This is a genomic window from Isoptericola sp. NPDC056605 (genome assembly GCF_042792795.1).
GTDB lineage: Bacteria > Actinomycetota > Actinomycetes > Actinomycetales > Cellulomonadaceae > Isoptericola.
In genome coordinates this window covers 34925-60412 of record NZ_JBHTVT010000018.1, presented here as the reverse complement: position 1 = coordinate 60412, position 25488 = coordinate 34925, and the positions used below count along the sequence as shown (strand labels likewise).

At 73.8% G+C, this 25488-nt stretch carries 23 protein-coding genes; 8 read left to right on the top strand and 15 right to left on the bottom strand.

The features are described from left to right. Positions 1 to 15: 15 nt before the first annotated feature. From ACFQ8Y_RS17010 to fabG, 3 genes are read right to left on the bottom strand one after another with little or no spacing between them, the layout of a single operon-like run. Entirely contained in the window at positions 16 to 564 is a 549-nt protein-coding gene (locus ACFQ8Y_RS17010) for a SixA phosphatase family protein (protein ID WP_430551758.1), read from the bottom strand. Positions 565 to 613: 49 nt separating this feature from the next. Then, positions 614 to 1378: an enoyl-ACP reductase FabI gene (fabI, locus tag ACFQ8Y_RS17005; RefSeq protein WP_429728911.1), complete on the bottom strand. Its 765-nt coding sequence runs from the start codon at positions 1376 to 1378 to the stop codon at positions 614 to 616. 55 nt (positions 1379 to 1433) lie between these two features. Further along, the gene (gene fabG / locus ACFQ8Y_RS17000; protein ID WP_430586226.1) at positions 1434 to 2174 is read right to left on the bottom strand and encodes a 3-oxoacyl-ACP reductase FabG; all 741 of its coding nucleotides are present in this window, start codon (positions 2172 to 2174) and stop codon (positions 1434 to 1436) included. A 268-nt stretch (positions 2175 to 2442) separates the two neighbouring features. Between fabG and ACFQ8Y_RS16995 the strand changes: the two genes are divergently transcribed. Genes ACFQ8Y_RS16995 through ACFQ8Y_RS16985 form a run of 3 tightly spaced genes read left to right on the top strand, consistent with a single transcriptional unit; the run spans position 2443 to position 4189 of the window. Then, positions 2443 to 2955 (top strand): DUF3099 domain-containing protein, encoded by a 513-nt coding sequence (locus ACFQ8Y_RS16995; RefSeq protein ID WP_430586225.1) that lies wholly within the window; start codon positions 2443 to 2445, stop codon positions 2953 to 2955. Then, positions 2955 to 3191 carry a hypothetical protein gene (locus tag ACFQ8Y_RS16990; RefSeq protein WP_430551756.1) on the top strand — a complete coding sequence of 79 codons (237 nt, stop codon included), beginning with the start codon at positions 2955 to 2957 and terminating at the stop codon, positions 3189 to 3191. Before ACFQ8Y_RS16995 ends, ACFQ8Y_RS16990 begins: the two co-directional genes overlap by 1 nt. Further along, positions 3188 to 4189, top strand: a complete 1002-nt coding sequence (locus ACFQ8Y_RS16985) for an SURF1 family protein (protein ID WP_430586224.1) — start codon at positions 3188 to 3190, stop codon at positions 4187 to 4189. Before ACFQ8Y_RS16990 ends, ACFQ8Y_RS16985 begins: the two co-directional genes overlap by 4 nt. On the opposite strand, the gene ACFQ8Y_RS16980 is transcribed toward ACFQ8Y_RS16985, so the two are convergent. After that, the gene (locus ACFQ8Y_RS16980; RefSeq protein ID WP_430551754.1) at positions 4162 to 5760 is read right to left on the bottom strand and encodes an ABC-F family ATP-binding cassette domain-containing protein; all 1599 of its coding nucleotides are present in this window, start codon (positions 5758 to 5760) and stop codon (positions 4162 to 4164) included. The genes ACFQ8Y_RS16985 and ACFQ8Y_RS16980 overlap by 28 nt on opposite strands. A gap of 124 nt (positions 5761 to 5884) precedes the next feature. On the opposite strand from ACFQ8Y_RS16980, the gene ACFQ8Y_RS16975 reads away from it, so the two are divergent. Continuing rightward, positions 5885 to 7366, top strand: coding sequence for a DUF2809 domain-containing protein (locus ACFQ8Y_RS16975; protein ID WP_430586223.1), 1482 nt, complete (start codon positions 5885 to 5887; stop codon positions 7364 to 7366). An 18-nt stretch (positions 7367 to 7384) separates the two neighbouring features. Here ACFQ8Y_RS16975 and ACFQ8Y_RS16970 read toward each other — a convergent pair whose 3' ends face one another. After that, positions 7385 to 8143, bottom strand: a complete 759-nt coding sequence (locus ACFQ8Y_RS16970; protein WP_430586222.1) for a Type 1 glutamine amidotransferase-like domain-containing protein — start codon at positions 8141 to 8143, stop codon at positions 7385 to 7387. Positions 8144 to 8225: 82 nt separating this feature from the next. On the opposite strand from ACFQ8Y_RS16970, the gene ACFQ8Y_RS16965 reads away from it, so the two are divergent. Further along, the gene (locus tag ACFQ8Y_RS16965; protein WP_430586221.1) at positions 8226 to 9131 is read left to right on the top strand and encodes a neutral zinc metallopeptidase; all 906 of its coding nucleotides are present in this window, start codon (positions 8226 to 8228) and stop codon (positions 9129 to 9131) included. A gap of 27 nt (positions 9132 to 9158) precedes the next feature. Here ACFQ8Y_RS16965 and ACFQ8Y_RS16960 read toward each other — a convergent pair whose 3' ends face one another. The 10 genes from ACFQ8Y_RS16960 to ACFQ8Y_RS16915 all read right to left on the bottom strand — a co-directional run bounded on the left by ACFQ8Y_RS16960 (position 9159) and on the right by ACFQ8Y_RS16915 (position 20693). After that, positions 9159 to 10883 (bottom strand): ATP-binding protein, encoded by a 1725-nt coding sequence (locus ACFQ8Y_RS16960; RefSeq protein WP_430586220.1) that lies wholly within the window; start codon positions 10881 to 10883, stop codon positions 9159 to 9161. Further along, the gene (locus tag ACFQ8Y_RS16955) at positions 10880 to 11098 is read right to left on the bottom strand and encodes a hypothetical protein (RefSeq protein WP_430551749.1); all 219 of its coding nucleotides are present in this window, start codon (positions 11096 to 11098) and stop codon (positions 10880 to 10882) included. The genes ACFQ8Y_RS16960 and ACFQ8Y_RS16955 overlap by 4 nt, the downstream gene beginning before the upstream one ends. Beyond that, entirely contained in the window at positions 11095 to 12594 is a 1500-nt protein-coding gene (locus ACFQ8Y_RS16950; protein ID WP_430551748.1) for a glycosyltransferase, read from the bottom strand. The genes ACFQ8Y_RS16955 and ACFQ8Y_RS16950 overlap by 4 nt, the downstream gene beginning before the upstream one ends. After that, positions 12591 to 13334, bottom strand: coding sequence for a PHP domain-containing protein (locus ACFQ8Y_RS16945; protein ID WP_430586219.1), 744 nt, complete (start codon positions 13332 to 13334; stop codon positions 12591 to 12593). Before ACFQ8Y_RS16945 ends, ACFQ8Y_RS16950 begins: the two co-directional genes overlap by 4 nt. Beyond that, positions 13331 to 14332: an ATP-grasp domain-containing protein gene (locus ACFQ8Y_RS16940; RefSeq protein WP_430551746.1), complete on the bottom strand. Its 1002-nt coding sequence runs from the start codon at positions 14330 to 14332 to the stop codon at positions 13331 to 13333. The genes ACFQ8Y_RS16945 and ACFQ8Y_RS16940 overlap by 4 nt, the downstream gene beginning before the upstream one ends. After that, the gene (locus ACFQ8Y_RS16935; RefSeq protein WP_430551745.1) at positions 14332 to 15441 is read right to left on the bottom strand and encodes a response regulator; all 1110 of its coding nucleotides are present in this window, start codon (positions 15439 to 15441) and stop codon (positions 14332 to 14334) included. The genes ACFQ8Y_RS16940 and ACFQ8Y_RS16935 overlap by 1 nt, the downstream gene beginning before the upstream one ends. Before the next feature lie 210 nt (positions 15442 to 15651). After that, positions 15652 to 17439, bottom strand: coding sequence for a beta-galactosidase family protein (locus ACFQ8Y_RS16930; RefSeq protein WP_430586218.1), 1788 nt, complete (start codon positions 17437 to 17439; stop codon positions 15652 to 15654). Positions 17440 to 17545: 106 nt separating this feature from the next. After that, positions 17546 to 18889, bottom strand: a complete 1344-nt coding sequence (locus tag ACFQ8Y_RS16925; RefSeq protein ID WP_430586217.1) for an ABC transporter substrate-binding protein — start codon at positions 18887 to 18889, stop codon at positions 17546 to 17548. 49 nt (positions 18890 to 18938) lie between these two features. Beyond that, positions 18939 to 19850, bottom strand: a complete 912-nt coding sequence (locus tag ACFQ8Y_RS16920; RefSeq protein WP_429763272.1) for a carbohydrate ABC transporter permease — start codon at positions 19848 to 19850, stop codon at positions 18939 to 18941. A 3-nt stretch (positions 19851 to 19853) separates the two neighbouring features. Then, on the bottom strand, positions 19854 to 20693 hold the full coding sequence (locus tag ACFQ8Y_RS16915) for a carbohydrate ABC transporter permease (RefSeq protein WP_430563039.1): 840 nt from the start codon (positions 20691 to 20693) through the stop codon (positions 19854 to 19856). A 291-nt stretch (positions 20694 to 20984) separates the two neighbouring features. Between ACFQ8Y_RS16915 and ACFQ8Y_RS16910 the strand changes: the two genes are divergently transcribed. From ACFQ8Y_RS16910 to ppsA, 3 genes are all read left to right on the top strand, one after another. Next, complete coding sequence (locus tag ACFQ8Y_RS16910; protein ID WP_430586216.1) at positions 20985 to 21989, top strand: LacI family DNA-binding transcriptional regulator; 1005 nt, start codon at positions 20985 to 20987, stop codon at positions 21987 to 21989. A 181-nt stretch (positions 21990 to 22170) separates the two neighbouring features. Next, entirely contained in the window at positions 22171 to 23028 is an 858-nt protein-coding gene (locus tag ACFQ8Y_RS16905; protein WP_430586215.1) for a pyruvate, water dikinase regulatory protein, read from the top strand. Between the two features lie 50 nt (positions 23029 to 23078). Then, positions 23079 to 25475, top strand: coding sequence for a phosphoenolpyruvate synthase (gene ppsA, locus ACFQ8Y_RS16900; protein WP_430586214.1), 2397 nt, complete (start codon positions 23079 to 23081; stop codon positions 25473 to 25475). The last annotated feature ends 13 nt before the right edge of the window (positions 25476 to 25488 follow it).

Genomic DNA, 25488 nt, shown 5'->3' with positions numbered 1-25488 from the left:
CGCCCCGGCGGACGCTCAGGACGGGCGGCCGACGTGCACCAGGCGGGCGCCGTCGCGGCCCCACTCGGCCCACGGCTCGGCCGACTCCAGCACCGCGTAGGTGGCGGTCGGGACGCCCACGCGCACCTGCGCGACGGCCGCGGCGTCCGAGCCGTCGCCCGCGAGGTAGGCCGCCGTCGCCGCCATGGTCGGCTCGTGCCCGACGACGAGCACCGTGCGCGCCGACGCCTCGACCTCCCGCAGGAGGCCGAGGACGTCGCGCACGCTCGCCTCGTAGAGCTCGTCGCGCACCTCGAGCGAGGCGTCGGCGGCGCCGTCGAGGTGCGAGGAAGCCAGGTCCCAGGTCTGCCGGGTGCGCAGCGCGGAGGACACCAGCGCGACCTGCGGGCGCAGTCCCGCGGCGGTCAGCGCCATGCCGACACGGCTCGCCTGCTTGCGCCCGTTCAGCGCCAGCGGGCGGCGGTCGTCGGGGATCACGCCCTTGCCGGGCTCCGCCTTGGCATGGCGCAACAGCACGAGGCGCCAGGTCGGCGCCTCGCCCTCGGCCTGCGTTACCGCTCTCATGGGCTCCGTCTCACAGGTCGTTCCGGGGGCCGCTCCGGGCCCCGACCCGTCACTGACCCATCGCGTGCACACCGCCGTCGACGTGGACGATCTCCCCCGTCGTGGCGGGGAACCAGTCCGAGAGAAGTGCCACGACGGCGCGCGCAGCCGGCTCCGCCGTCGTCTGGTCCCACCCCAGCGGGGCCCGCTGCGGCCAGGCGTCCTCCATGGTCGCGAACCCCGGGATGGACTTCGCGGCCGTGGTGCGGATGGGCCCGGCGGAGACGAGGTTACACCGGATGCCGTGCGGCCCGAGGTCACGGGCCAGGTAGCGGTTGGCGGACTCCAGACCGGCCTTCGCGACGCCCATCCAGTCGTACACCGGCCAGGCGAACGTCGCGTCGAACGTGAGGCCGACGTAGGCGCCGCCGGACATCAGCGGGCGGGCCGCCTCGATGAGCGACTTGTACGAGAACGTGGAGACCTGGAGGGCCGTCGCGACGTCGCCCCACTCGGCACCCAGGAAGTTGCCGCCCATGACGGACTGCGGCGCGAAGCCGATCGAGTGCACGACGCCGTCGAGGCCGTCCACGTGCTCCTTGACGCGCTCGGGGAGCGCCGCGAGGTCCTCGTCGCTGGTGACGTCCAGCTCCACCACGGGCGCCGTGACCGGCAGCCGCTTCGCGAACGCCTGCGTGAGCTTCATCTGGCGGCCGAACGAGGTGAGCACCACCTCGGCGCCCTCCTCCTGGGCGAGGCGGGCGGCGTGGAACGCGATGGAGCTGTCCGTGAGGACGCCGGTGACGAGGAGCTTCTTGCCGTCGAGCAGAGCCATGATGACCTTCCGGTTGTGCGGGGGTGAGGAAGCGAGGGGTGCGGGGCGGGGCCGGTCAGTGACCCATGCCGAGGCCGCCGTCGACCGGGACGACGGCGCCGGAGACGTACGCCGCAGCGTCGGACGCGAGGAACTCGACGACGCCGGCGACCTCGTCGGTCGAGGCGAAGCGGCCCGCGGGGATGGACGCCTTGTACTGCTTCTGGGTGGCCTCGGGCAGGGCCGCCGTCATGTCGGTCTCGACGAAGCCCGGCGCCACGACGTTCGCGGTGATGCCGCGGCCGCCGAGCTCCCGGGTGATCGACCGGGCCATGCCGACGAGGGCCGCCTTGGACGACGAGTAGTTGACCTGGCCTGGCCCGCCGTAGAGGCCCACGACCGAGCCGACGAGCACGATGCGGCCCTTGCGCGCCCGGATCATGCCCTTGGACGCGCGGCGCACGCAGCGGAACGTGCCGGTCAGGTTGACGTCGAGCACCGTCTCGAACTCCTCGTCGCTCATGCGCAGGAGGAGCTGGTCGCGGGTCACGCCGGCGTTGGCGACGAGCACCACGACGGGGCCGAGGTCGGACTCGATGCTCGAGAACGCGGCGTCCACGGCCGCGCTGTCCGTGACGTCGGCGACGTAGCCGTGCACCCCGGCCGGCAGGTCACCGCCACGGTAGAGCGTGGCGACCGTGTCGCCCGCGGCGACGAAGCGCTCGGCGATGGTGCGGCCGATGCCGCGCGCCGCGCCGGTCACGACGACGACCCGGCCGGTGGGTGCGGCGGGCTGGGGGGCGGGGGCGTCGGTCACGGTTCTCCTCGGCGGTCGGGGCGGTGCGTCGGCACCGGTGTCGGCGTCATGCTGCTCGGCATGCCGGTCGACAGGATGCTCGACGTCGTCGGGACGGTGCTGCGGGCGGTCGGGCACGGCCGACGCCCTGGTGACGCTACCCCGACCCGGCGGCCCCGCAGGGTCGCGGCGCGTCACACGTCCTCGCGGCGCTTTGTCGGATCCCTACAAGGCGAGGTGCTGTCCCGTCGGGTCCCTGGGCCTGCGCGTGCCGCCTTAGACTGGCCGGGTGAGCAACGCCCGCGCGACCTCCCCCGGTCCGCGCCCCTCCGGAGGCCGCCGCCACGGTGCGGACCAGGTGCCCGAGGTCCCCTCGATCACCAGCGCCCCCGAGCCGCTGGAGGAGGACCAGGCGCGCCGCACGCGGCGCTACCTCATCCAGATGGGCATCCGGATCGTGTGCTTCGTCGGCGCCGTGCTCGTGGACGTCCTCTGGATCCGGCTGGTGCTGGTGGCCGCCGCGGTCGTCCTGCCCTACTCGGCGGTGCTCTTCGCCAACGCCGGCCGCGACCGCGTCACCTACGACACGTCGCCGATGGTCGACGTCGCGCCCGCCGAGCTCACCACGTCCGCCCAGGACGGCACCACGCCGCGCCGCCGGGAGACCTCCGGGCCGGAGACCTTCGACGGCCCGCACCGCGTCGTGGAGCACCAGGACGACGAGCCGACGGACGAGAACCCCACGGACGTGGACCCGACGGACGTGGACCCGACGGACGAGAACTCAGGAGGAACTCGCTGATGGACCTGCTCGGGACGAACGCCGACCCGGTGGCGGGCGAGCTGGTGTGCTCCGCCAAGGGCTGCCGCGCCGAGGCCGCGTGGGGCCTGCTGTGGAACAACCCGCGGCTGCACACCCCGGAGCGCCGCAAGGTGTGGCTCGCGTGCGACGACCACCGCGAGCACCTCGAGCAGTTCCTCGGCGCACGCTCGTTCTGGAAGCAGACCGTCCCCGTCGCGGAGCTCGATCGCGCGTGACGACCGACCACCCCTCGACCGGCGGCCCCCTGGCGCCGGACGACCACCGCTCCACCGACGCGCCGGCGGCCCCCCGCACCCGCCGGCAGTGGATCACCCTCGGCCTGGGTGCCGTGCTCCTCGCCGCCGTGTGCGTGCTGGCCGCCGTGTGGCAGTGGCACCGCTACACCTGGCGCGAGGCGCAGATCGACCTGGTGCAGTCCAACTACGCGGCGGCGCCCGTCCCCCTCGCCGACGTGCTGCCCGAGCCCGGCGCCGTCCTCGACCCGGACGACGAGTGGCGACCCGCGGCGGCCACCGGCACCTACCGCCCCGAGGACACGGTGCTGCTGCGCAACCGGCCCGTCGGCGGCCAGCCCGGCTTCCACGTGCTGGTGCCGCTCGAGACCACCGGGGCGGACGGGGAGCCCGTCGTCATCGTCGTCGACCGGGGGTTCGTGCCGCTGGGCGAGGACGCGAGTGCGCCGTCCTCCGTGCCCGACCCGCCGGCCGGCGAGGTCGAGGTGACGATGACGATGCGGCCCGACGAGCCCGCCTCGGACCGCGGCACCCCCGCGGGCCAGGTGCAGGCCATCCACACCGACCAGGTGCTCGCCGCGGGCGCGGACGGCGCCGCGTGGGCCGACGGCGCCACCGTGGGCGGGTACGGGCAGCTGCGCTCCGAGGACCCGGCGGCCGCGACGACGCCGGGCGCGCTCCCCGAGCCGGACACCGATCCCGGCTCCCACCTCAGCTACACCGTGCAGTGGTGCATCTTCGCGCTCGGCGCGCTGGGCGGCTACGTCGTGCTGTGGCGGCGCGAGACCCGGCCGGTGCACGTCACGGCGGGCGACCTCCTCGCGGCGGGCGAGGGCCCGGACCCGCTGGACGGGACCGGCCGGCCGGGCGCCGCCGTGCGTCCGCAGCGCGCCCGGCGGCCGCGGGTGGACGAGGACTACGAGGACGCGCTGCTGGACGCCGCCGAGCAGCCTCAGGCCAGCGACACCAGCTCGGCGTAGTCCGCGGACCACAGGTCCTCGTCGCCGTCCGGCAGCAGCAGCACCCGCTCCGGGTTGAGCGCGTCGACGGCGCCGTCGTCGTGGGTGACCATCACGACGGCGCCCTCGTAGGTGTCGAGCGCCCCGAGGATCTCGGCGCGCGACGCCGGGTCGAGGTTGTTCGTCGGCTCGTCGAGCAGCAGCACGTTCGCGCTGGAGACGACGAGCGTGGCGAGCGCGAGGCGCGTCTTCTCGCCGCCGGACAGCACGTTCGCCGGCTTCTCCGCGTCGTCCCCGCTGAAGAGGAACGACCCGAGCACGGAGCGCACCTGGGTGTCGGTGAGGTCCGGGGCCGAGTGCCGCAGGTTCTCCACGACGGTGGCGTCCATGTCCAGGGTGTCGTGCTCCTGGGCGTAGTAGCCGATCTTCAGGCCGTGCCCCGGCACGACGCGGCCCGTGTCGGGCTCCTCGACGCCGCCGAGGATGCGCAGCAGCGTCGTCTTGCCCGCGCCGTTGAGGCCGAGGATGACCACGCGGGACCCGCGGTCGATCGCGAGGTCGACGCCCGCGAAGACCTCCTGCGAGCCGTAGCTCTTCGACAGCTCCTCGGCGGTGAGCGGCGTGCGACCGCAGGGGGCGGGCTTCGGGAAGCGCAGGTGCGCGACCTTGTCCGCGCGCCGCTCCCCCTCCAGCCCGGAGAGCATCCGCTCCGCGCGCTTCATCATGTTCTGCGCGGCCGTGGCCTTCGTGGCCTTGGCACGCATCTTGTCGGCCTGGGCCAGCAGCACGCCGGCCTTCTTCTCCGCGTTCGCCCGCTCGCGCCGGCGGCGGCGCTCGTCCTGCTCGCGCTGCTCCAGGTACGCGTCCCAGCCCAGGTTGTACTGGTCGAGCTCGCCGCGGTTAGCGTCCAGGTGGAACACCTTGTTGACGGTGGCGCGCAGCAGGTCGACGTCGTGGCTGATCACGACGAACCCGCCGTTGTACGACTTGAGGTAGTCGCGCAGCCAGACGATCGAGTCGGCGTCCAGGTGGTTCGTCGGCTCGTCGAGCAGCAGCGTGTCGACGCCGGAGAAGAGGATCCGCGCGAGCTCGATGCGACGGCGCTGGCCGCCGGACAGCGTGTGGAGGGGCTGGGCGAGCACGCGGTCGTCGAGGCCCAGGTTGCTGGTGATGCGGTGCGCCTCGGACTCCGCGGCGTACCCGCCGGCGGCGAGGAAGCGCGCCTCGAGCTTCGGGTACCGCTCCAGGGCGGCGGCCTGCGTGTCGGCGTCGGCCGAGGCCATCAGGCCTTCGGTCTCGCGCATCTGCGTGACGATGCGGTCCAGCCCGCGCGCGCTGAGCACCCGGTCCATCGCGATGACGTCGAGGTCTCCCGTGCGCGGGTCCTGCGGCAGGTACCCGATGTCGGTACCCCGCGTGATCTGCCCTGCCGCGGGCAGCGTCTCGCCCGCGAGCGTCTTGGTGAGCGTCGTCTTGCCCGCGCCGTTGCGGCCGACGAGCCCGATGCGGTCGCCCGGGGCGATGCGGAACGTCGCCTCGTGCAGGAGGGTACGGGCGCCGAAGCGCAGCTCGACGCCGTGGGCGGTGATCAAGGCAGGGGTGTCCTTCGAAAAGCGGGCGGGGTTCTGCGTCGAGTCTAGTGCTCGGCGCCCCGTCCGACGACGACTTAGGTCACAGGGGGTCCGGCCGCACCCCGCTGTCGATAAGGTTCCCCGCGTGACACGCGCCCCCCGCCCGGCGACCGCCGGCCTCGCCGTCGTCGTGGTCCTCGCCGGCCTCGGCGGCCGCACCCTGCTCCCTCCCGCGGTCGGCGGGCCGCTCGGGGACGCCCTCTACGCGACGCTCGTGGTGCTCCTCGTGGCGTTCGTCGCCCCGCGCACCCGCCCGGTCGTGGCCGGCGTCGTCGGGCTCGTCGTGTGCGCCGGGATCGAGGCCGCCTGGCTGACCGACGTCCCGGCCCAGGTGGTCGCGCGCTTCCCGCTCGCGCGGTATGCGCTCGGCACGGCGTTCACGCCTGCCGACCTGGCCTGGTACGCCGCCGGGGCCGTGGTGGGCGCGGCGCTGCTCGCCCTGGTCCGCCCCCGGTCGCGCGGGGTGGACCTCTCGCTGCGGCACGTGCGCGCCGCGGGCGGGCCCCGGCGGCTGCGCGCGTCGCGCGTGGTGCCCGTCGGGCTCGTCGTCGCGCTCGCCGCGGCGGGCGGGGCCCTCGCCTGGGTGCTGCGCTCCGAGACCCAGGACCTGTCCGCGCGGCTCGTCGTCGCGCAGGACGCGCTCGACGGCTCCGCCGACAAGGTGACCGACCCCGACGTCCGCGAGGACCTCGCCGCGACGATCGTCGACGCCCGCGCGCTGATCGACGCGACGCCGGTCCTCGACCGGCTGCCCGGCGACGCCCCGGCGCTCGGCGCGCGGCTCGACGACGACGTCGCGGCCGTGCAGGCCGCACGGCTCGCGTTCGCCCGCGCGCAGGCCGTCGAGTCCCGCGACGCGCTCGCCCCGGTGGCGCGCCGCGCGGGTCGCGTGCTGGCCGCGACCGACGAGCTCGCCGAGGACGGGAAGAACGCCGGCGAGACGCTGCGCGCCACGTCGCGCGATGCCCTCGGGACCGCCGACGAGCTGACCTCCGAGACCCAGGACGACCGGCTCGCCACGGCGTCGCTCGCCGACCTCGAGTCCGCCGCGGCGGACCTGTCCGCGCTCCGCGACGACCTGGCGGGCACGACCGTGGACCTGCTGACCGCGCAGGACGCCGTCGTGTGCCCCGAGCCGGACCAGGTGTGGTTCCCGGAGGCCGGGAAGATCTCGGCGAAGCGGCTCGCGCCGATCCCGTGGGCGCCGCAGCACTCGGTGCGCGCGGACGTCCTGGACGGGCTGGTGGCGCTCGACGCCGCCTACCGGGCCGAGTTCGGTCAGCACCTCACGGTGAACTCCGCCTACCGCAGCTACGACCAGCAGGTCGCGGTGTACAACCCCGACGACCCCAACCCGCTGGCCGCGCCGCCCGGGTGCTCGAACCACGGCCTGGGCACCGCCGTCGACATCGCCATGGGCCCCGAGGGGTTCGACAGCGCGCGCTACGCCTGGCTCAAGGAGCACGCCGAGGAGCACGGCTGGACCCACCCGGGCTGGGCCGAGCCCGACGGCCGGCTGCCCGAGCCGTGGCACTGGCAGTCGGTCGAGACGCCGACGGAGTACTGACCCGGCACCGCCCCGCCGTCAGGTGCCGGGGAGCCGGCGCACGTCGAGCGGGACCTCCCGGACGCCGTCGCCGTCGCGCTCGACGCGCAGGACGGGGCGGTCCGGGCGCTCGCTCACCGCGTCGACGGGCACGCCGTCGACGAAGCGCAGGGCCGCGTACTCGTCCACCGCGTAGCCGCCCGGGAGCGCCCCGGACGCCACCCAGCCCAGGTAGGCGTCGCGGCGGTCCTCCTCGCCCAGGTAGTGCGGGCACGCGCTGCCCGGGACGAAACCCAGGCCGTCGTCCAGGGGCGCGAGGGGGCCGAAGGAGTCGGTCGAGGAGGACTCGAACCAGCAGTTCATCCCGGCGCTGATGCCGGCGAGGACCGTCCCCTGCGCCGCGGCGCGGGCGAGCAGGTCGGGCAGGCCGTGCCGCCGCCAGACGACCAGCAGGTTCGCCGTCGAGCCGCCGCCCACGTAGACGACGTCCTGCTCGAGCAGCAGCTCCGGGTCGGCGTAGCCCCACGGCTCGTGGCAGAAGAGCGAGAGCACGGACGTCCGGGCCCGCCCGGCGAACGCCTCCTCGAAGCGGTGCGCGTACCCGTTGTCGTCCCCGCTCGCGGTCGGCACGAAGCACACCTTCGGCGTGTCCTTGCCGGTGAGGTCGAGCAGGTGGTCGTCGATCGCCGAGGAGCCGTCGTCCGACATCGAGAACCCGCCCCCGCCGAGGGCGAGCACCGTACCGGTCGTTCTCGTGGGCCTCGTCGTAGGCATCGTCGCGGGCATCGTCGCGGGCATGGCCGGAGCCTACGGAGCGGGCACCCGTCGGCGCTCCCCATTTCCCGCGCGATCGCTCCGGCTGGGGCCTAGCGTGGTGCTCGTGACCTTCAACGAGGGCGGCGAGTTCGAGGGCGGCCGGGTCCGCAAGGGCACGGGCGGACGGCGCGGCGCGGTCGTCGGCGGCGGCATCGGCGCCATCGTCGTCGCGCTGCTGGCCGTGTTTCTCGGCGGCGGCGACCTGGGCCAGCTCACCGGCGCGCTGGGCGGCGCCGTCCAGGACGCCGGGGCGCCCGCGGGGGACGGACAGGAACAGTACGTCGAGGGCTGCACCGCCGAGCAGGCGAACACCGACCGCGAGTGCCGGCTGTCCGCCACGGTGCAGTCGCTCGACGCCTACTGGGACCGCGTGCTGCCGCAGCAGGCCGGGGTGGAGTACGTGCTGCCCCCGGTGGAGAGCTTCTCCGGGTCGACGACGACGGGGTGCGGCTCCGCGACCAGCGCGACAGGGCCGTTCTACTGCCCGCCCGACCAGACCGTGTACGTCGACGTCTCGTTCTTCGACCAGCTGAGCTCCCAGTTCGGCGCCGAGGGCGGGCCGCTCGCCGAGGAGTACGTCGTGGCGCACGAGGTGGGACATCACGTCGAGCAGCTCACCGGCGCCATGGACGCCGCCGACCGCCGCGGCAGCGGGCCCGAGTCCGACTCCGTGCGGATCGAGCTCATGGCCGACTGCCTCGCGGGCATGTGGGCGGGCTCCGCGGCGACGGAGGTCGACCCCGACACGGGGGTGACGTTCCTCGACCCGATCTCCCCCGCCGAGCTGCGGCAGGCTCTCGACGCCGCCGCGGCCGTCGGCGACGACCGCATCCAGCAGCAGGCCACCGGCCAGGTCAGCCCGGAGGGCTTCACCCACGGCACCTCCGAGCAGCGGGTGCGGTGGTTCACCGTCGGTTACGAGGGCGGCACCCTCACCGACTGCGACACCCTGTCCGCCCGCACGCTCTGACGGGGCGCTCCTCGGCGTCGACGCCCGTCAGCCGGCGGTCTCGCCCTCTCCCCACGCTGACCCGGGCAGGCGCACGGTGAACGTCGTGCCTTCCCCCACCACGCTGGCGATCGTCAGCGTGCCGCCGTGGGCGTCGATGATCGCCTTCGAGATGGACAGCCCCAGCCCGACGCCGGGGATGCGTCGCTCGGTCGCGGTGGACGCGCGGAAGAACCGGTCGGTGAGGCGCCGCACCTCGTCGCCGGGGATGCCGACGCCCGTGTCCTGGACGGTCAGGACTGCGGCCGGTCCGCCGTCCTCGGCCGTCCCGGGGGCGGCGCGGACCGTGACCGTCCCGCCGCGCGGCGTGAACTTCAGCGCGTTCGACACCAGGTTGTCGACCATCTGCCCGAGCCGGGTGGCGTCGCCGTCCAAGGGCACCTCGGCCTCGGTCCCGTCGACGAGGTCGACGCCGGCGGCCCGGGCCTGTGGCGCGGCCGTGCGCAGGGCGCCGGCCGTGATCGTGCGCAGGTCGGTCGGCTCGGGCGCCACCGTGAACCGTCCGGCGTCCACCTGCGCCGTGAGCAGCAGGTCCTCCACCAGCCGCAGCAGGCGCCGCGCGTTGCGCTCCACGACCGCGAGATAGTCCCGCTGCTCGTCGGTGAGGTTCCCGTCGTCGAGGCCCAGCAGCTCCAGGTAGCCGAGGAGCGAGCTGATCGGGGTGCGCAGCTCGTGGCTCACGTAGCCGAGGAACTGGTCCTTGGCCCGTTCCGCCTCGAGCTGCTCCGTGATGTCGGTCGAGACGAAGAGGTACCCGGTGTGGCGCACGGACGGCTGCGGCAGGCGGCGGGTGACGGTGACCCGCACCGTCCCGGCGCTCTCCCCGCGCCGCAGCAGCGTCCAGTCGCGCACCTGGACCCCGCCGTCCATCGCGGCGCCGAGCAGGCCCTGCAGGCGCACCGACGCCGGGTCCTCGTCCGGCATCGGCCGCAGCCCGGCCTCCGCGGCAGCCACGTCGAGCTCCGTGGGCAGGCGCAGCTCCAGGATCGAGTGCCCCACCGCCTCACCGGCCGCCCAGCCGGTGAGTCGCTCGGCGCCCTGGTTGAACACCTCGATCCGGCCCTGGACGTCCGTGGCCACGATCGCCTGCTCCGTGGCGGCGTCGACCAGCCCGGCCATGAGGTCGCGCGACGTGCGCAGCTGGCCGGTCAGCTCCTGCAGCCGCGCGTTCCGGCTGCGCTGGCCCTGTGCCGCGGCCGCGACGAAGGACGCGAGGGCGAGGCTGATGAGCGGGATCAGGACGGCTCGCACGATCGAGCTCTGCTGGTCCACCACGTGGCCGTGCCACAGGCGCGGGGCCGCGACCACCGCGGAGGCCGTGATCGTCGCCAGCACGATCCCCCGCCACCCCCCGTTCCAGGCCAGCGACACGACCGGGAGGAGGACGAGCGACGTGAAGTAGATCGCCGTGAACGACGTGCCGCGCTCCAGGAGCACGATCGCGAGCGCGCTGACGATCGGGAGCACGTCCTGCGCCGCCGGCGGCCACCGGTGCCACGGTGCGAACGCGGCCGCGGCGAGCACGAGCAGCTCCACGAGGGCGCCCGCGACGATGAACCAGCCCGACGCGACGGGCACCCCCGCGAGCGGGACCAGCGCCAGCGACACGGCATACAGGACCCCGAAGACGACCTGGCGCTTGAGCACGGTGTCGATCCGCGCCCACGCTGCGCGCACGGGGGCGAACCGTCCCAGCGGCGCGTCGACGCTCACGAGAACAGGGGCCCCGCGTGCAGCGCCAGGACGACCAGGGTCGCCGCGAGGGCCACGCCCGCGGACAGGAAGAGCCAGCGCTCCCGGCGCCGGTTCGTCCGGGTCTCGTCCTCGAGCGCGTCCGGGGCGAGCGTCGCCCACCACTCCTGGCGCTCCCGTCGGGTGCGGGGCTCCGCGGCCGTGCCGGCCGGCCGCTCGTCGGGCGAGGTGCTCATCCCACGACCTTCCCTGTCTTGATCGTCTTGTCCCAGGCCGTCGACGCCCCGCGGGCCTCCTTGACGTACGCGTCGAGGGTGATCGCGCACAGCAGCGGGCCGAACCCGACCACGTACAGCAGCAGGTTCGCGAGCCAGTGCAGCCGCGTCACGCCGTCCACCGCCCGCACGAGCCACGCCAGCAGCATCGCCACCAGCGGCCACGCGTACAGGAGGTACAGGAGCACCGACCGCCCCGTGGGGGACACCTCGAGCCCGAACAGCGACGGCAGGCGCTGGTCCCACAGCCCCGGGTACCAGGCGGCCACCATGACGACCAGCGACCCGATGCCGGGGAAGGTGAGCGCCTCGAACCAGGTGCGTCGCGCGGTGCGCGGGTCCACGAGCACCGTGAGCACGGTGACGTACACGTAGGCGACCACGGCCACCCACCACAGCGTGCGGAAGACCGCGATCGCGGACACCTGGTCGATCGCGTGCAGCACGACCAGCCCGACCGACGCGGCCGTGGCCGCGACCGGCAGCAGGTAGACCGAGAACCAGATGAGCCCGAACGACAGCGACCCCAGGCGGTGCCGGCGCGACGGGCGAAACCACACCCGGCGGAACCGCGACGTGATCTGCACGTTCCCCCGCGCCCAGCGCACGCGTTGCTTCCACAGGGCGCGGACCGACTCCGGCTCCTCGGCGCGCACGATCGCCGTCGGGTCGAAGACGACGCGACGCCCGGCCAGCTGAGTGCGGAAGGTGGTGAAGGTGTCCTCCGCGAGCGTCGTCGTGTCGATCTCGCCGCCGAGGTCCTCGAGGTTGGCCCGCGAGTGCAGCTGCGCGCCCCCGGCCAGGCAGGCGAGCACGCCCAGCACGTTCTGGGCGCGGCGGGCGGCGGCCTGCGCGGTGACGTACTCGTAGCCGATGAACCGCGCCACCGGCCCGGGCCGCTGGCTGCCCTCGGTGATGTAGCCCGTGACGGCGCCCACCTCGGGGTCCGCGAGGTGGCGGGTCATCCGCCGCAGGGAGTCCGGCCGGTAGACGACGTCGGCGTCCATGATGAGCAGGGCCTGCATCCAGTCGTCCGCGAGCGCCGCGCGGATCCCGTGGTTGAGGGTGTGCGCCTTGCCCTGCCCGCCCTGTTCGCGCCGCAGGTGCTCGATGCGGCCGGGGTAGGCCTCGGCCATCGCCCGCGCGACGTCCGGGGTCTCGTCGGTGCTCGCGTCGTCGACGACGAACACCCGCAGCCGGTCGGGCGGGTACTCCAGCCGCATCAGGCGCTCGAGCGAGGCGGCGAGCACGGCGCCCTCGTTCCACGCCGGGACCACGACCACCACGCGCGGCAGGTACGGTCCCGATCGCTTCCAGTGGTTCTTCACGGCGTGGAACGGCAGCAGCAGGTACTGGTAGACGCCGGCCGCCACGGGGACCACGCCGCACACGACGAGGACCATGCAGACGATCGTCACGATCCTCGTCACCGGGTCGTCGCTGAGCTCGAGGGTCATGCGTCACCGGCCAACCAGCGGTAGCGCCCGACGTCGCGGGCGTCGTGCGCGTCCGTCGACGCGACGAGGTCGACCCCCGCGGCCCGCAGGGCGCCGGCGACCCGCGCGCCCGGGCACCGCCACTTCTCGTTGACCTCGACGACGCCGCCCGCGGCGCGCAGCGCGTCCGCCAGGGCGTCCAGGTGCTCGGCCGTGACCTCGTCCTCGGCCAGCCCGATCTTGGGCAGGATCGAGAACGGGTGGGCGAGCTGCGCCGGGCCGCTCGCGGCGAGCGCACGGGCGTAGGCCGTGACGAGGAAGCCCACGGCGTCCGCGGCCGGGAGGCCGGCCGCGAGGCGCTCCCGGGCCACCCGCGGGCTCCACGGCCCGTCGGGGGCGGGCAGCTGGTGGTCGGCCAGCAGCACGCGCCCCGGCCCCCGCGGCGCGCCGACGGCGGCCAGCACCTCCGGGGGCGCGTCGACGGAGCCGGTGGTGTCGAGGAGCTTGGCCTCGACACCGGTGAGGACCGTCAGCCCCTCCGGCGGGTCGAGCGCCTCGGCCGCCCGCAGGAAGTCGGGCACGTGCGTCGCGCCGCGGCGCACGTGCTCCACCATCCGCACGACCGTCAGCCCGCGGTCCCGGGCGGCGTCCAGGTTCTCCGCCAGCGTGCTCACCGCGTCGTCGGAGAACGTCGAGTGCACGTGGTGGTCGCCCCTCAGGTCGAGGCCGCTGGGAGCGGGGCCGCCCGCGGGGGTGGTCACGAGGGCGCACCGTCGTCGGCCCGGCCGACGCGGGGCTCGGGCAGGATCTCCCCCACCGGGAGGAAGCGGTCCTCGAGGAAGCGCACGTTGGCCAGCTCCCGGAAGTCGACGTGCCGCGGGACCTCCCGCCCCAGCACCGCGTCGAGCGTGAGGGACGGCATGTCCACCCCGGCGGCGATCGTGAGCGGCATCGCACCCGGGAACCGGGGGTTCACCTCGAGCAGGGCCGGCACGCCGTCGCGGTCCCGCTTGAGCTGGACGTTGGCCACGGTGGTGAGGCCGATGACCCGCGCCACCTCGGCGGCGGTCGCGACGAGGGCGTCGTCGTGCAGGGTCACGCCGGCGACGGACACCCCCGAGTCGACGCGCAGGCGGGCCCTCGGGACCGCCGCCACCACGTGCCCGGACGCGTCGGCGAGCACGTCCACGGAGTACTCGTCGCCGGGCAGGAGCTCCTGGACCAGCAGGTCCTCGGTGCCGCGCACGGCCTCCAGCTCGGCCTGGTCGGTCACGAGGCGCACCCCGCGGGAACCGGCACCACGGCGCGGCTTGACGATCACGGGGAAGTCCCAACCCTGGTCCGCTCCGGACTCCCCGAGCAGCTCGGTGCGCGGCACGCGGACGTGGCCCGCGCAGGCGCGGGCGAGCGCCAGCTTGTCCAGGGCCGTCTCGAGCGTCGCGAGGCTCGGCGACGCGAGCGTGGTGCCCGCCCGCGCGAGCCGGTCGCGCGCGGCGGCCAGGCGAGGCAGCTCGACGTCGACGGTCGGGAACAGCACCTCGATGCCGTCCTCGGCGCACAGCAGCGCGACGCGCTCGACGAAGTCGTCCGCCAGCCCCGGGGGCACCAGCCGGCGGCGCCCGTCCGGCACGAGGTAGATGCCGCTGGCCCAGCGGTCCATGTCCGCGGCATAGACCTCGACGTCCCCGCGCGCGAGCAGCGAACGGATCACCGCCACCCCCGCCGGTCCCCCGGCCCCCGTCACGAGCACCCTCGTCATCAGGCTCCCCCTCGTCCCTCGGAGCGGGACGCCGGGACGGCGGCGCCGTGCTCCTCGTCCTCGTCCTCGTTCGCGCCCGCGGACTGTCGTCGACCGAGCAGCTGGCTGGCGCGCAGCATCTCGAGCGGCTCCACGTACTCGCCTCCGCCGTACCGCGACCAGTAGCGCGCGGTGGCCCGGACCAGGTCCGGCTGCATGTAGTCCCGGTGGGACTGCGACACGAACGCCGCGAGCATGCGCAGCTTCGTCTCGACGAACCCGTCGACGGGCACGAACCGCGTGGGCCGGAACTCGATGGTCGCCGACGGGCTCTGGTAGCAGGCGACGGTGGAGACGCGCCGCGCCGCCACGTCCACGGCACGGTGCACGGTGCGGTGGTCCTGGTGACGGTCGTTCGCCGAGTGCGTGTAGACGATCGTCGGCCGCACCTCGGCGATCACCTCCTCGATCGCGGTGATCGCCGTCGCCAGGTCGATCCGGGTGTCCTCGAGGTCGCGCACGACGAGCCCCGCCCCGATCTCGGCGGTCGCGGCGGCCGCCTCCAGCCGCCGGTCGGCGGCCACACCGCCCACAGCACCGCCCGACAGGACCAGGACCGTGACCTCGTCGCCGGCGGACCGGTGGGACGCGAGAGTCGCCCCCACCCCGATCTCGACGTCGTCGGGGTGCGCGCCCACGGCGAGCACCCGGTCGGTGGGCCTCGCCCGCCGGCGCGCGGCGTCCACGAGGGCGTGCGCCCGCTCGACGAGCCGCGCGGAGTCCAGCGGCTTGACCAGGAACTCGTCGGCGCTCTCGCGCAGCGCCTCGACGGCGTACTCGACGCTGGCGTGCGCGGTCATGACGATCACGGGGATACCCGGCACGCGCTCCCGGGCCTCGTGGATCAGCTCCAGGCCGGACAGGCCCGGCAGCTCGACGTCGGTGACGAGCAGCTCGGGGTGCTCGTCCAGGCGCTCGAGCGCGGTGTCGCCGTCGCCGGCGACCGCGACGTCCATCCCGCCGAGTCGCGTCAGGACGGTGCGCACGTACGCGGCGGCGTCCGGGTCGTCCTCCACGACGAGCACGCGCGGGCGGTCCTGCCGGCCGTCCGCCCCTCCTGCACCCGTCACGTCGACCACGATGCCAAAGGACCACGCCGACCGCGCGCCGGCGCCGTCGCGTCAGTGGTCCACGTCGCCGTCGCTCCGCGCGGGTCGGGGTGTGGGGGCGGGCCTCGACGTGGTGGGCCGGTTCCCGGCCGCGACGACCGCGGTCACGAGGTGATGCCCGCCCCTGGCGGGCACGAGCCAGGGGTCGGGCCCCCGCTCCCGGCGACGCCGTCAGGCCTCCGTCGGGCCGAGGTCGGGGGCGGCGACGAACCTGGCGCGCGGTGCGGCCGCGCCGTGCAGCTCCAGCAGCAGCAGCTCGTTGCCGGTGGCGCGCACCAGCGGCCCCGGCACGGCGAGCGTGCCCGTGGGGCCCTGGCTCGAGTACCGCCCGAGCAGCTCGCCGTTGACCCAGGCGAGCCCCCGCGTCCAGCCGTCCAGGCGCAGGAAGTGGTCGGCGCCCGCGACGGAGTCGAACGCGCCGCGGTGGAACGACGGCCCGCCGACCGGTGTGTCGGCGCCGCCCGCCGTCGCCCACTCGGCGTCGGCCAGGAGCGCCGGGGCGTCGTCGAGACGCAGGGGCACGGCCTCCCAGTCGGTGAGGGCGCGGGTGGCGGTGCGCACCGTCCCGACGATCCCCTTGGGCTCGCCGATCCGGGGGCCGTAGTTGACGCGGCCGCGGTCCTCGACGAGCAGGGTCAGCGTGCCCGCCCGGCGCGGCAGCGGCAACGACCAGGCGTGGGTGGTGCGGTCGAGCACGCCGACCGGGTCGCCGTCGAGCGCCACGAGCGCCCGGTCGCGCACCTCGTCCACCACGAGGACCGCGTCCTCGGCCGTGACCCGCGTGCCGTACAGCACGAACCCGGACCACTGACGCAGGTCGTCCATCGTCGGCGGCCGGGCGGACGACGTCCGCGACCTCGGCCCGGACACCAGGTCCAGGACGGCGTCGAGCGCCGCGCTCCGGTCGAGGACGACGTCGAGCGCCGGCGCCGGCGCCGGCTCGACGGGCACCTCGTCGGGCACCGGAGCGTGCTTGGCGATCACCGCGCGCAGGGCGTGGAACTTCGCGGTGGGCGCGCCGTGCTCGGACAGCGGCGCGTCGTAGTCGTACGACGTGGTGATGGGCAGGTACGTGCCCTTGTCGTTGGCCCCGTTGGTCAGGCCCAGGTTGGTGCCGCCGTGGAACATGTAGAGGTTGACCGACGCGCCCGCGCCGAGCAGGTCGTCCAGGTCGGCCGCCGTGGTCTCCGGTGCGGTGACGTGGTGCTCCAGACCCCACGAGTCGAACCAGCCGTCCCAGAACTCCGTGCACATCAGCGGCCCGGTGGGCTGGTGACGACGCAGCACGGCGAGGCGCTCGAGGGACCGAGAGCCGAAGTTCGCCGTCTTGTGCAGCTCCGGCAGGCCGCCGAGCGAGAGGTGCTCGTCGTCGGCCTGGTCGCACGTGAACAGCGGCACGTCGATCCCCTGGGCCCGCGTGAGGTCGACGAGCGCGCGCAGGTAGCGCGCGCGCTCGTCGCCGGGCACGCCCGGGTAGGCGCCGTACTCGTTCTCCACCTGCACCAGGAGCACCGGGCCACCGCGCGTCACCTGCCGCTCGGCCACCAGCGGCAGCAGGTGCGCGTAGTAGGTGCCGATCGCGTCCAGGAACGCCGGGTCGTGCCGGCGCACCCCCGTGCCCCCGTCCGCGAAGAGCCACGCCGGCAGCCCGCCGCCGTCCCACTCCGCGCAGATGTACGGCCCGGGGCGCACGATCGCGTGCAGCCCCTCCGCCGCGACCAGGTCCAGGAAGCGGCCCAGGTCGCGCCGGCCGCTGAGGTCGAACCCCTCCGGCTCCGGCGCGTGGAAGTTCCACGGCACGTACGTCTCGATCGTGTTCAGCCCCATCAGCCGCGCCTTGCGGATCCGGTCGGCCCACTGGTCGGGGTGCACGCGGAAGTAGTGCAGCGCCCCGCTGATCACCTGGAAGGGGCGGCCGTCGAGCAGGAAGTCCCGCTCGCCGATCTCGAACGTGGGCATGGGGCGGGGCACCTCTCCGGGTCTGCGGGGCGAAGGTCGGGCACGGGTGTCCCTGCGGTCAGGCCTCCGGGGCCCGGGAGCCCGACCGCAGGGACGCTCGCCGGGACTACTTGTTGACGGTGAAGCCCTGGCCGTTGCCGTACGTGGCGGACTGCTCCTGCCACGTCGCCAGGCCGTCCGTCAGCGTGGTGCCGGAGACGTACGCCTGGCCCACCGTGTCGTTGAAGATGGAGTTCGCGTAGACCTGGAACGGCAGGTACTGCCAGCCCTCCACGACGTTCGCGGCGGAGTCGGCGAGCACCTCGTTGATCTTCTGGCCGCCGAAGTACTCGGACTCGGCGCCGCGGAACTCGTCCGACTCGAGGTCGGCCGTGGTGGCGGGGAACGCGCCGCCGTCGAGGCGGGCCTGCACGCCGTCGCCGTTCGTGGCGTAGTCGACGAAGGCGTAGGCGAGCTCGGCGTTCTCGCTCGCGGCGGGGACGGTCAGCGACGAGCCGCCGTTCTCCGACGTGGCGTGCTGCCCGGCGTCCCACTGCGGCATCTCGGCGACGCGCCACTTGCCCTCGCCCTGCGGGACGCCGGACTCGAGGTTGGCGGGCATCCACGCGCCGATGGTCAGGGTGGCGATGGTGCCGTTGCCGAGGCCCTGGTACCACTCGTCGCTCCACGAGCCGACGGGGGCCAGCAGGTCCTCGTCGATCAGCTGCTGCCACACCTCGGCGAACTTCTGGGTGCCCTCGTCGCCGGCGAAGTCGATCGTCACGTCCGTGCCGTCCACCTGGTACGGGTGGCCGCCCGCCTGCCAGATCATGCTGGTGGTGAAGCCGGCGTCGCCGATGTCGTTGGCGATGTAGGCCTTCGGGTCCTTCTCGTGGATGGTCCGGGCGGCCTCGAGGTACTCGTCCCACGTGGTCGGCACGTCGACGCCGTACTTGGCGAAGACCTCCTCGTTGTAGAAGAGGGCCATGGGGCCGGAGTCCATGGGCAGGCCGTAGACGCCGTCGCCGCTGTGCACGGAGTTCCACGGGCCGGTGCTGAACGTGCCGTCCAGCTCGTCCGCGCCGAGCGGGCCGAGGTTCGTCAGCGCCTCGGAGATGGCGAACTGCGGCACGGCGTAGTACTCGACCTGGGCGACGTCGGGCACCCCGTCGCCGGCCGAGATCGCGTTCTGCAGGGCCGTGTACTGGTCGTTGCCCGTCCCGACGTTCTCGAGGTTCACCGTGACGTTCGGGTACGTCTTCTCGAAGTCCGTCACGACCTGCTCCAGCGTGGGCTCCCACGCCCAGACGGTGATCTCGCCGCCCTTCTCGAGGACGGCGGCGGTGTCGACGGGCGCGGCGTCGCCGCCGCCCGAGCCGGCGTCGTCTCCGGAGCCGCAGGCGGCCAGGCCGAGGGCGAGCACGCCGGCGAGGGCGGTACCGCGCGCCAGGTGGCGGGATCGTGCGTTCATGGGGTCCTCACTTCATCGTCAGACGGGGATACGCGGGGAGGTACGGGGGTCATTCCTTGACGGACCCGGCGGCCAGGCCGGACTGCCAGTAGCGCTGCAGCAGCAGGAAGGCGGCGACCAGCGGCAGGATCGTCAGCAGGGCGCCGGTGATGACCAGGTTGAAGATCGCCTCGCCGCCGGCGGTGGCGGCCTGCGCGTTCCAGGCGTTGAGCCCGAGCGTCAGGGGGTACCAGGACGAGTCGCGCAGCATGATCAGCGGCAGGAAGTAGTTGTTCCAGGTGGCGACCATCGTGAACAGCAGCACCGTGACGATCCCGGGCGCGAGCAGCGGCAGGCTCACGCGGAAGAAGGTGCGGAACTCGCCCGCCCCGTCGATCCTGGCCGCCTCGAGCAGCTCGCCCGGTATGGCCTCCGCCGCGAAGGTCCACATGAGGTACAGCCCGAACGGCGAGATCAGGGACGGGATGATCACGGCCCACGGCGTATTCGTCAGGCCCAGCTGGCTGAACATGAGGAACGTCGGGACGGCGAGCGCCGTGCCCGGCACCGCGACGGCGCCGATGACGAGGGCGAACACCCCGCGCTTGCCCGGGAAGTCGAACTTCGCGAGGGCGTAGCCGCCCAGGATGGCGAGGAACGTCGCGCCGCCGGCGCCCACCACCACGTACAGCACGGTGTTGCCGAACCACCGCACGAAGACGCCGTCGTCGTAGGTGAGCGTGGTGACGATGTTGTCCCACAGCGAGAACGAGTCGCCGAACCAGAGGCCGAACGAGGAGAACAGGTCCTCCTGCGTCTTGGTCGCGTTGATGAGCAGCCAGGCGAGCGGCACCAGCGAGTACACGAGCACGACGGCGGTGAGCACCGTGAGCAGCGGGCTGCGACGCGGCCGGGCCACCGAGTGGTGGCGCGGGGTGCGCAGCCGCGGGGCGGGACGGGCGGGGGCGGTCAGCGTCGACACGGGTCACGGCTCCTTGCGCATGCCGCGCAGCTGCACCACGTAGGCGATCACCATGGTGATCAGGCCCATGATGATGGCCACGGTCGCGGAGTAGTTGTACTGCTGGCCGGAGAACGACAGCGAGTAGGCGTACAGGTTGGGCGTGTACGACGTCGTGATGGCGTTCGGGGCGAGCGACTGCAGGATGCTGGGCTCGTTGAACAGCTGGAAGCTGCCGATGATCGAGAAGATCGTGGCGATGACGAGCGCGCCTCGGATGGCGGGCAGCTTGATGGCGCTGATGACGCGCCACTGGCCGGCGCCGTCGATCTCCGCCGCCTCGTACAGCGAGTGCGGCACCACGCGCAGCGCGGAGTAGAAGATCAGCATGTTGTAGCCGACGAACTCCCAGGTCACGATGTTGCCGATCGAGGCCAGGACGAGGTCCGGCGACAGGGGGTTCGGCAGGCTGATGCCGAAGGCGTCGTTGAGGTTGCCCACCAGGCCGAACCGCGTGCCGTACATGAAGCCCCACATGAGGGCCGCGACGACGGCCGGCACCGCGTAGGGCATGAAGATCGAGATGCGGAAGAAGCTCTTGCCGTACAGGCGGCCGCTGTCGATCGCGAGGGCGACCAGCAGCGCGATGCCGAGCATGATCGGCACCTGCACCACGAGGAACAGGCTGACGCGTCCCAGCCCCGCCCAGAACTGCGGGTCGGCGAGCGCCTGCGCGTAGTTCTCGAGCCCGACGAACGTGGTGCCGCCCACCATCTGCGTGCGGAACACCGACAGGTAGAGCGAGTAGGCGATCGGCGCCAGGAACACCAGCGCGAACACGACCATGAACGGGCCCACGAACATCCATCCCGTCCAGCGCCGACGACTGCGGCGCACGACGGGCACAGCGGTGCGGGCGGGCGGCGAGGATGCCGGAGCGTCAGCGGTCACGAAGCAACTCCCAGGAGGACGGGCGGGCCAAATGTTTACGTAAACATCGTGGCCGGACTAGAGTGTCGCGAGGCGCCAGGGATGTCAAGCCCTCGGACGCCGGCGGAGTCACGAGAGGCGGCACGAGAGGCGGCGATGGTGGAGACGAACGGCGCTCCCGGCGTGCGGTCCCGAGGCCGCGGACGCCCCCGGACGGCCCCCTCGATGGCCGAGGTCGCGGCGCTCGCGGGCGTCTCCTCGCAGACCGTCTCCCGCGTCTCGATGGGGCTCGACAACGTCAGGCCCGCGACGCGCGAGCGCGTGCTCGCCGCGATGGCCGAGCTGGGCTACGCCCCCAACACCGCCGCCCGCGCGCTGCGGTACGGCAGCTTCCGCACCCTCGGGGTCATCGCCCACCGGCTGGCCCGCACGGGCGAGTCGCGCACCGTCGAGGCCGTCGTCGAGGCCGCCCGCGCGGAGGGCTACACCGTCACGATCGTCGACGTCGAGAGCCCCTCCCCCGACGACGTCTCCGCGGCCGTCACGCGCCTCTCCCACCAGGCGATCGACGGGCTCGTCATCGTGCGCGCCGAGTCCGCGACCCCGGACACGCTCGCCCTGCCGGCGCAGCTGCCCGTCGTCGTCTCCGACTCGCGCTTCGTGGGGACGCACCCCGCCGTGCGCGCCGACCAGGCCGAGGGCGCCCGTCTCGCCGTGCAGCACCTGCTGGACCTGGGCCACCGCACCGTGCACCACGTCGCGGGCCCGGACGACTCGCTGCCCGCCCGCAGCCGCACCGACGCCTGGCGCGCCACGCTCGAGGCGGCCGGCCGGACCGTCCCCGAGCCCCTGCACGGCGACTGGACCGCGCGGACCGGGTACGCCGTCGGCCGCGAGCTCGCCGCCGACCCGGACGTCACCGCCGTGTTCTGCGCCAACGACGAGACCGCCGCCGGCATGCTGCACGCCCTGCACGAGGCCGGGCGCCGCGTGCCGGACGACGTGTCCGTCGTCGGCTTCGACGGCATCACCCTCGCCGAGCACCTGTGGCCGCCGCTCACCACCGTGGAGCAGGACTTCGCCCGCATCGGCAGCAGCCTCGTCGACCTGCTGCTGCGCCAGGTGCGCGACGACGTCGACCTCAGCGGCACGCACGAGACCGTGCCCGTGCGCCTCGTGGTGCGCGAGAGCACCGGTCCGGCGCCGCGCACCGGAGCGCGCACCCCCTGACGCCGTCGGGCGGGCTCGCGTCACGCGCCACGATCCGTCGTCCGAGCCGGGGACACGCACCGGCGCCAGAAGTTAACCGTCATTCACATGGTGGGCGTAGGGTGCGCAGCACGACGCCCGTCACGCTCGGCGGGCCGGGCGGCTCGAACGACGAGATCCTGGACCTCGGAGGTGACGGCGGATGACAGCACTCCGGGCGACGTCCGGCGACGACGCCGGCACGCCGCCGCCGCGCGAACGGGCGGTCTACTTCGTCTCCGACGGCACGGGCATCACGGCCGAGACGCTGGGCAGCGCCCTCCTCGTCAACTTCCCTGGCATCACGTTCCGCCGCCACACGGTGCCGTTCGTCGACACCGACCGCGCCGCGCGCGACCTCACCGCCGAGATCGACCGGTCCGCGGCGGACGGGCTGGCCCCGATCGTCTTCACCACGGTGCGGGCGCCGGCGGTCCGCGAGGAGCTCGACCGGTCGCGGGGTGTCCTGATCGACCTCCTCGGCGGGCATCTCGTGGAGCTCGAGCAGGCCCTGGGCACGACGTCCAGCGAACAGCTCGTCCCGTCCCACGGCGTCGGCGACCTGGAGCGGTACTTCGCCCGCATGCGCGCGGTCGAGTACGCCATCGAGCACGACGACGGGCAGAGCCGGCGCGCGCTCGACCTCGCCGACGTCGTGATCATCGCGCCCTCGCGCTGCGGCAAGACCCCCACCACGATGTACCTCGCGCTGCAGCACGGGCTGCTCGTCGCGAACTACCCCCTCACCGAGGACGACTTCCCGGCCGACGGCCTGCCACCCGCCGTCGCCCCGTACGCCGCGCGGTGCTTCGGCCTCACCACGACGCCCCTGCGCCTGAGCCAGGTGCGCCACGAGCGCCGCCCGCACTCGCGGTACGCGAGCCTCGCCCAGTGCCGGCTCGAGCTGCGCCAGGCCGAGGACCTCTACCGCCGCACGCGCGTCCCGTTCCTCAACTCCTCCACCAAGAGCGTCGAGGAGATGTCCGCCGTCATCCTCCAGACCATGAAGCTGCGCGGCTGACGGCACCGCACGATCCGCACCCACGATCCGCACCCACGAAGGGACCGACGATGGCCCATATCCTCTGGTTCGACGAGATCGGCATGGACGACCTGGCCCGGGTAGGCGGCAAGAACGCCTCCCTCGGGGAGATGGTGTCCCGGCTCGCGGCGGCCGATGTCCGCGTGCCGCGCGGGTTCGCCACGACGGCCGAGGCCTACCGCCGGTTCCTCGAGCACGACGACCTCGCCGGACGCATCCGCGCCGCCGTCGAGGGCCTGGACACGGACGACGTCACCGCCCTCGCGCAGGTGGGGTCCGCCGTGCGGGGCTGGGTCGAGGCGCAGCCGTTCCCGGCCGACGTCGAGGCGGACCTCCGCGCGGCGTTCGCGAGGTTGGTCGCCGAGGACCCCGAACCGGAGCAGGTGACGTGGGCGGTGCGCTCGAGCGCCACCGCCGAGGACCTGCCCGACGCGTCGTTCGCCGGGCAGCAGGAGACCTTCCTCAACATCGGGGGCATCGACAACGTGCTCCACGCCGTGCGGTCCGTCTTCGCCTCCCTGTACAACGACCGCGCCATCGCCTACCGCGCGCACCACGGGTTCGACCAGCACGACGTCGCGCTCTCGGCCGGGGTGCAGCGGATGGTGCGCTCGGACGTCGGCGCCTCCGGCGTCATGTTCACGGTCGACACCGAGTCGGGGTTCGACCAGGCGGTCTTCGTCACCAGCTCGTACGGGCTCGGGGAGGCCGTGGTGCAGGGCGCGGTCAACCCGGACGAGTTCTACCTCTACAAGCCCGCGCTGCGCGCCGGCAGGCCCGCGGTCCTCAAGCGGTCCGTCGGCGAGAAGGCGGTCGCCATGCGCTACGCCGCCGGCCGGCACGTCGGCGGCAGCACGGTGTTCGCCGACGTCGACCCCGCCGAGCGCGCGCGCTTCTCGCTCACCGACGCCGAGGTGACCGAGCTGGGCCGCATCGCCCTCGTCATCGAGGAGCACTACGGCCGCCCGATGGACATCGAGTGGGGCAAGGACGGGGTGGACGGCAGGCTCTACGTCCTGCAGGCCCGCCCCGAGACCGTGGTCTCGCGCGACTCGGGGAACGTCATGCGCCGGTTCACGCTGCGCGAGCAGGGCACGGTCCTGCTCGAGGGGCGCGCCATCGGGCAGAAGATCGGCGCCGGCCGCGTCCGGGTGCTGTCCTCGGTCGACCAGATGCACGACTTCGCCCCCGGCGACGTGCTCGTCGCGGACATGACCGACCCGGACTGGGAACCCATCATGAAGCGCGCCGCGGCGATCGTGACGAACCGCGGCGGGCGCACCTGCCACGCCGCGATCATCGCGCGCGAGCTCGGCATCCCGGCCGTCGTGGGCACCGGCTCCGCCACGCACGACCTGCCCGACGGGCACGAGGTGACCGTCTCCTGCGCGGAGGGCGACGAGGGACGCGTGTACGCCGGGCTGCTGGCGTTCGACGACGAGGCGACCGAGCTCGACCGGATGCCCGAGCCGCCCGTGAAGATCATGATGAACGTCGGCACGCCCGACCAGGCGTTCTCCTTCGCCCGGCTGCCGAACCACGGCGTCGGGCTGGCCCGTCTCGAGTTCATCATCAACCGGCAGATCGGCATCCACCCCCGCGCCCTCCTCGACGCGGACGACCTGCCCGCCGAGCTGCGGGACGAGGTCGCGAACCGCGTCGCCGCGTACCCCACCCCGCGCGAGTACTTCGTGCAGCGTGTCGCCGAGGGGGTGTCCACGATCGCCGCCGCCTTCGCGCCCGAGCCCGTCATCGTGCGGCTCAGCGACTTCAAGTCGAACGAGTACGCCAACCTCCTCGGCGGCACGCTGTACGAGCCCGACGAGGAGAACCCGATGATCGGCTACCGGGGCGCGTCCCGGTACCTCTCCCCCGACTTCCGCGAGTGCTTCGACATGGAGTGCGAGGCGCTGCGCCGCGTGCGCGACGACATGGGGCTCACCAACGTGCGGGTCATGATCCCGTTCGTGCGCACCCTCGACGAGGCGGAGGGGGTCGTCGCCCTCCTCGCCGAGAACGGGCTGCGGCGCGGCGAGAACGACCTCCAGGTCGTCATGATGTGCGAGGTGCCGTCCAACGCCCTGCTCGCCGACCAGTTCCTCGAGCACGTCGACGGCTTCTCCATCGGGTCCAACGACCTGACCCAGCTCACGCTCGGCCTCGACCGTGACTCCGCGCTCGTCGCCCACACGTTCGACGAGCGCGACCCCGCGGTCCGCGAGCTCCTCGGTCTCGCCATCGACGCCTGCCGACGCCACGGCAAGTACATCGGCATCTGCGGGCAGGGGCCGTCCGACCACGCCGACTTCGCCCAGTGGCTCGTCGAGCGCGGCATCGGGTCCGTGTCCCTCAACCCCGACACCGTCGTCGACACCTGGCTCGCGCTCGCGGCCGCCTCCGGAGGCGAGCACTCCCGCATGCTCTGACCTGAAGGTTCGC

What these genes read in the sequence shown, in the direction of transcription:
- ACFQ8Y_RS17010 (WP_430551758.1), bottom strand. Translation starts at nt 564, where the DNA reads ATGAGAGCGGTAACGCAGGCCGAGGGCGAGGCGCCGACCTGGCGCCTC.
- fabI (WP_429728911.1), bottom strand. Translation starts at nt 1,378, where the DNA reads ATGGCTCTGCTCGACGGCAAGAAGCTCCTCGTCACCGGCGTCCTCACG.
- ACFQ8Y_RS16990 (WP_430551756.1), top strand. Translation starts at nt 2,955, where the DNA reads ATGGACCTGCTCGGGACGAACGCCGACCCGGTGGCGGGCGAGCTGGTG.
- ACFQ8Y_RS16970 (WP_430586222.1), bottom strand. Translation starts at nt 8,143, where the DNA reads ATGCCCGCGACGATGCCCGCGACGATGCCTACGACGAGGCCCACGAGA.
- ACFQ8Y_RS16955 (WP_430551749.1), bottom strand. Translation starts at nt 11,098, where the DNA reads ATGAGCACCTCGCCCGACGAGCGGCCGGCCGGCACGGCCGCGGAGCCC.
- ACFQ8Y_RS16950 (WP_430551748.1), bottom strand. Translation starts at nt 12,594, where the DNA reads ATGACCCTCGAGCTCAGCGACGACCCGGTGACGAGGATCGTGACGATC.
- ACFQ8Y_RS16940 (WP_430551746.1), bottom strand. Translation starts at nt 14,332, where the DNA reads ATGACGAGGGTGCTCGTGACGGGGGCCGGGGGACCGGCGGGGGTGGCG.
- ACFQ8Y_RS16930 (WP_430586218.1), bottom strand. Translation starts at nt 17,439, where the DNA reads ATGCCCACGTTCGAGATCGGCGAGCGGGACTTCCTGCTCGACGGCCGC.
- ACFQ8Y_RS16925 (WP_430586217.1), bottom strand. Translation starts at nt 18,889, where the DNA reads ATGAACGCACGATCCCGCCACCTGGCGCGCGGTACCGCCCTCGCCGGC.
- ACFQ8Y_RS16915 (WP_430563039.1), bottom strand. Translation starts at nt 20,693, where the DNA reads ATGTTCGTGGGCCCGTTCATGGTCGTGTTCGCGCTGGTGTTCCTGGCG.
- ACFQ8Y_RS16910 (WP_430586216.1), top strand. Translation starts at nt 20,985, where the DNA reads ATGGCCGAGGTCGCGGCGCTCGCGGGCGTCTCCTCGCAGACCGTCTCC.
- ACFQ8Y_RS16905 (WP_430586215.1), top strand. Translation starts at nt 22,171, where the DNA reads ATGACAGCACTCCGGGCGACGTCCGGCGACGACGCCGGCACGCCGCCG.
- ppsA (WP_430586214.1), top strand. Translation starts at nt 23,079, where the DNA reads ATGGCCCATATCCTCTGGTTCGACGAGATCGGCATGGACGACCTGGCC.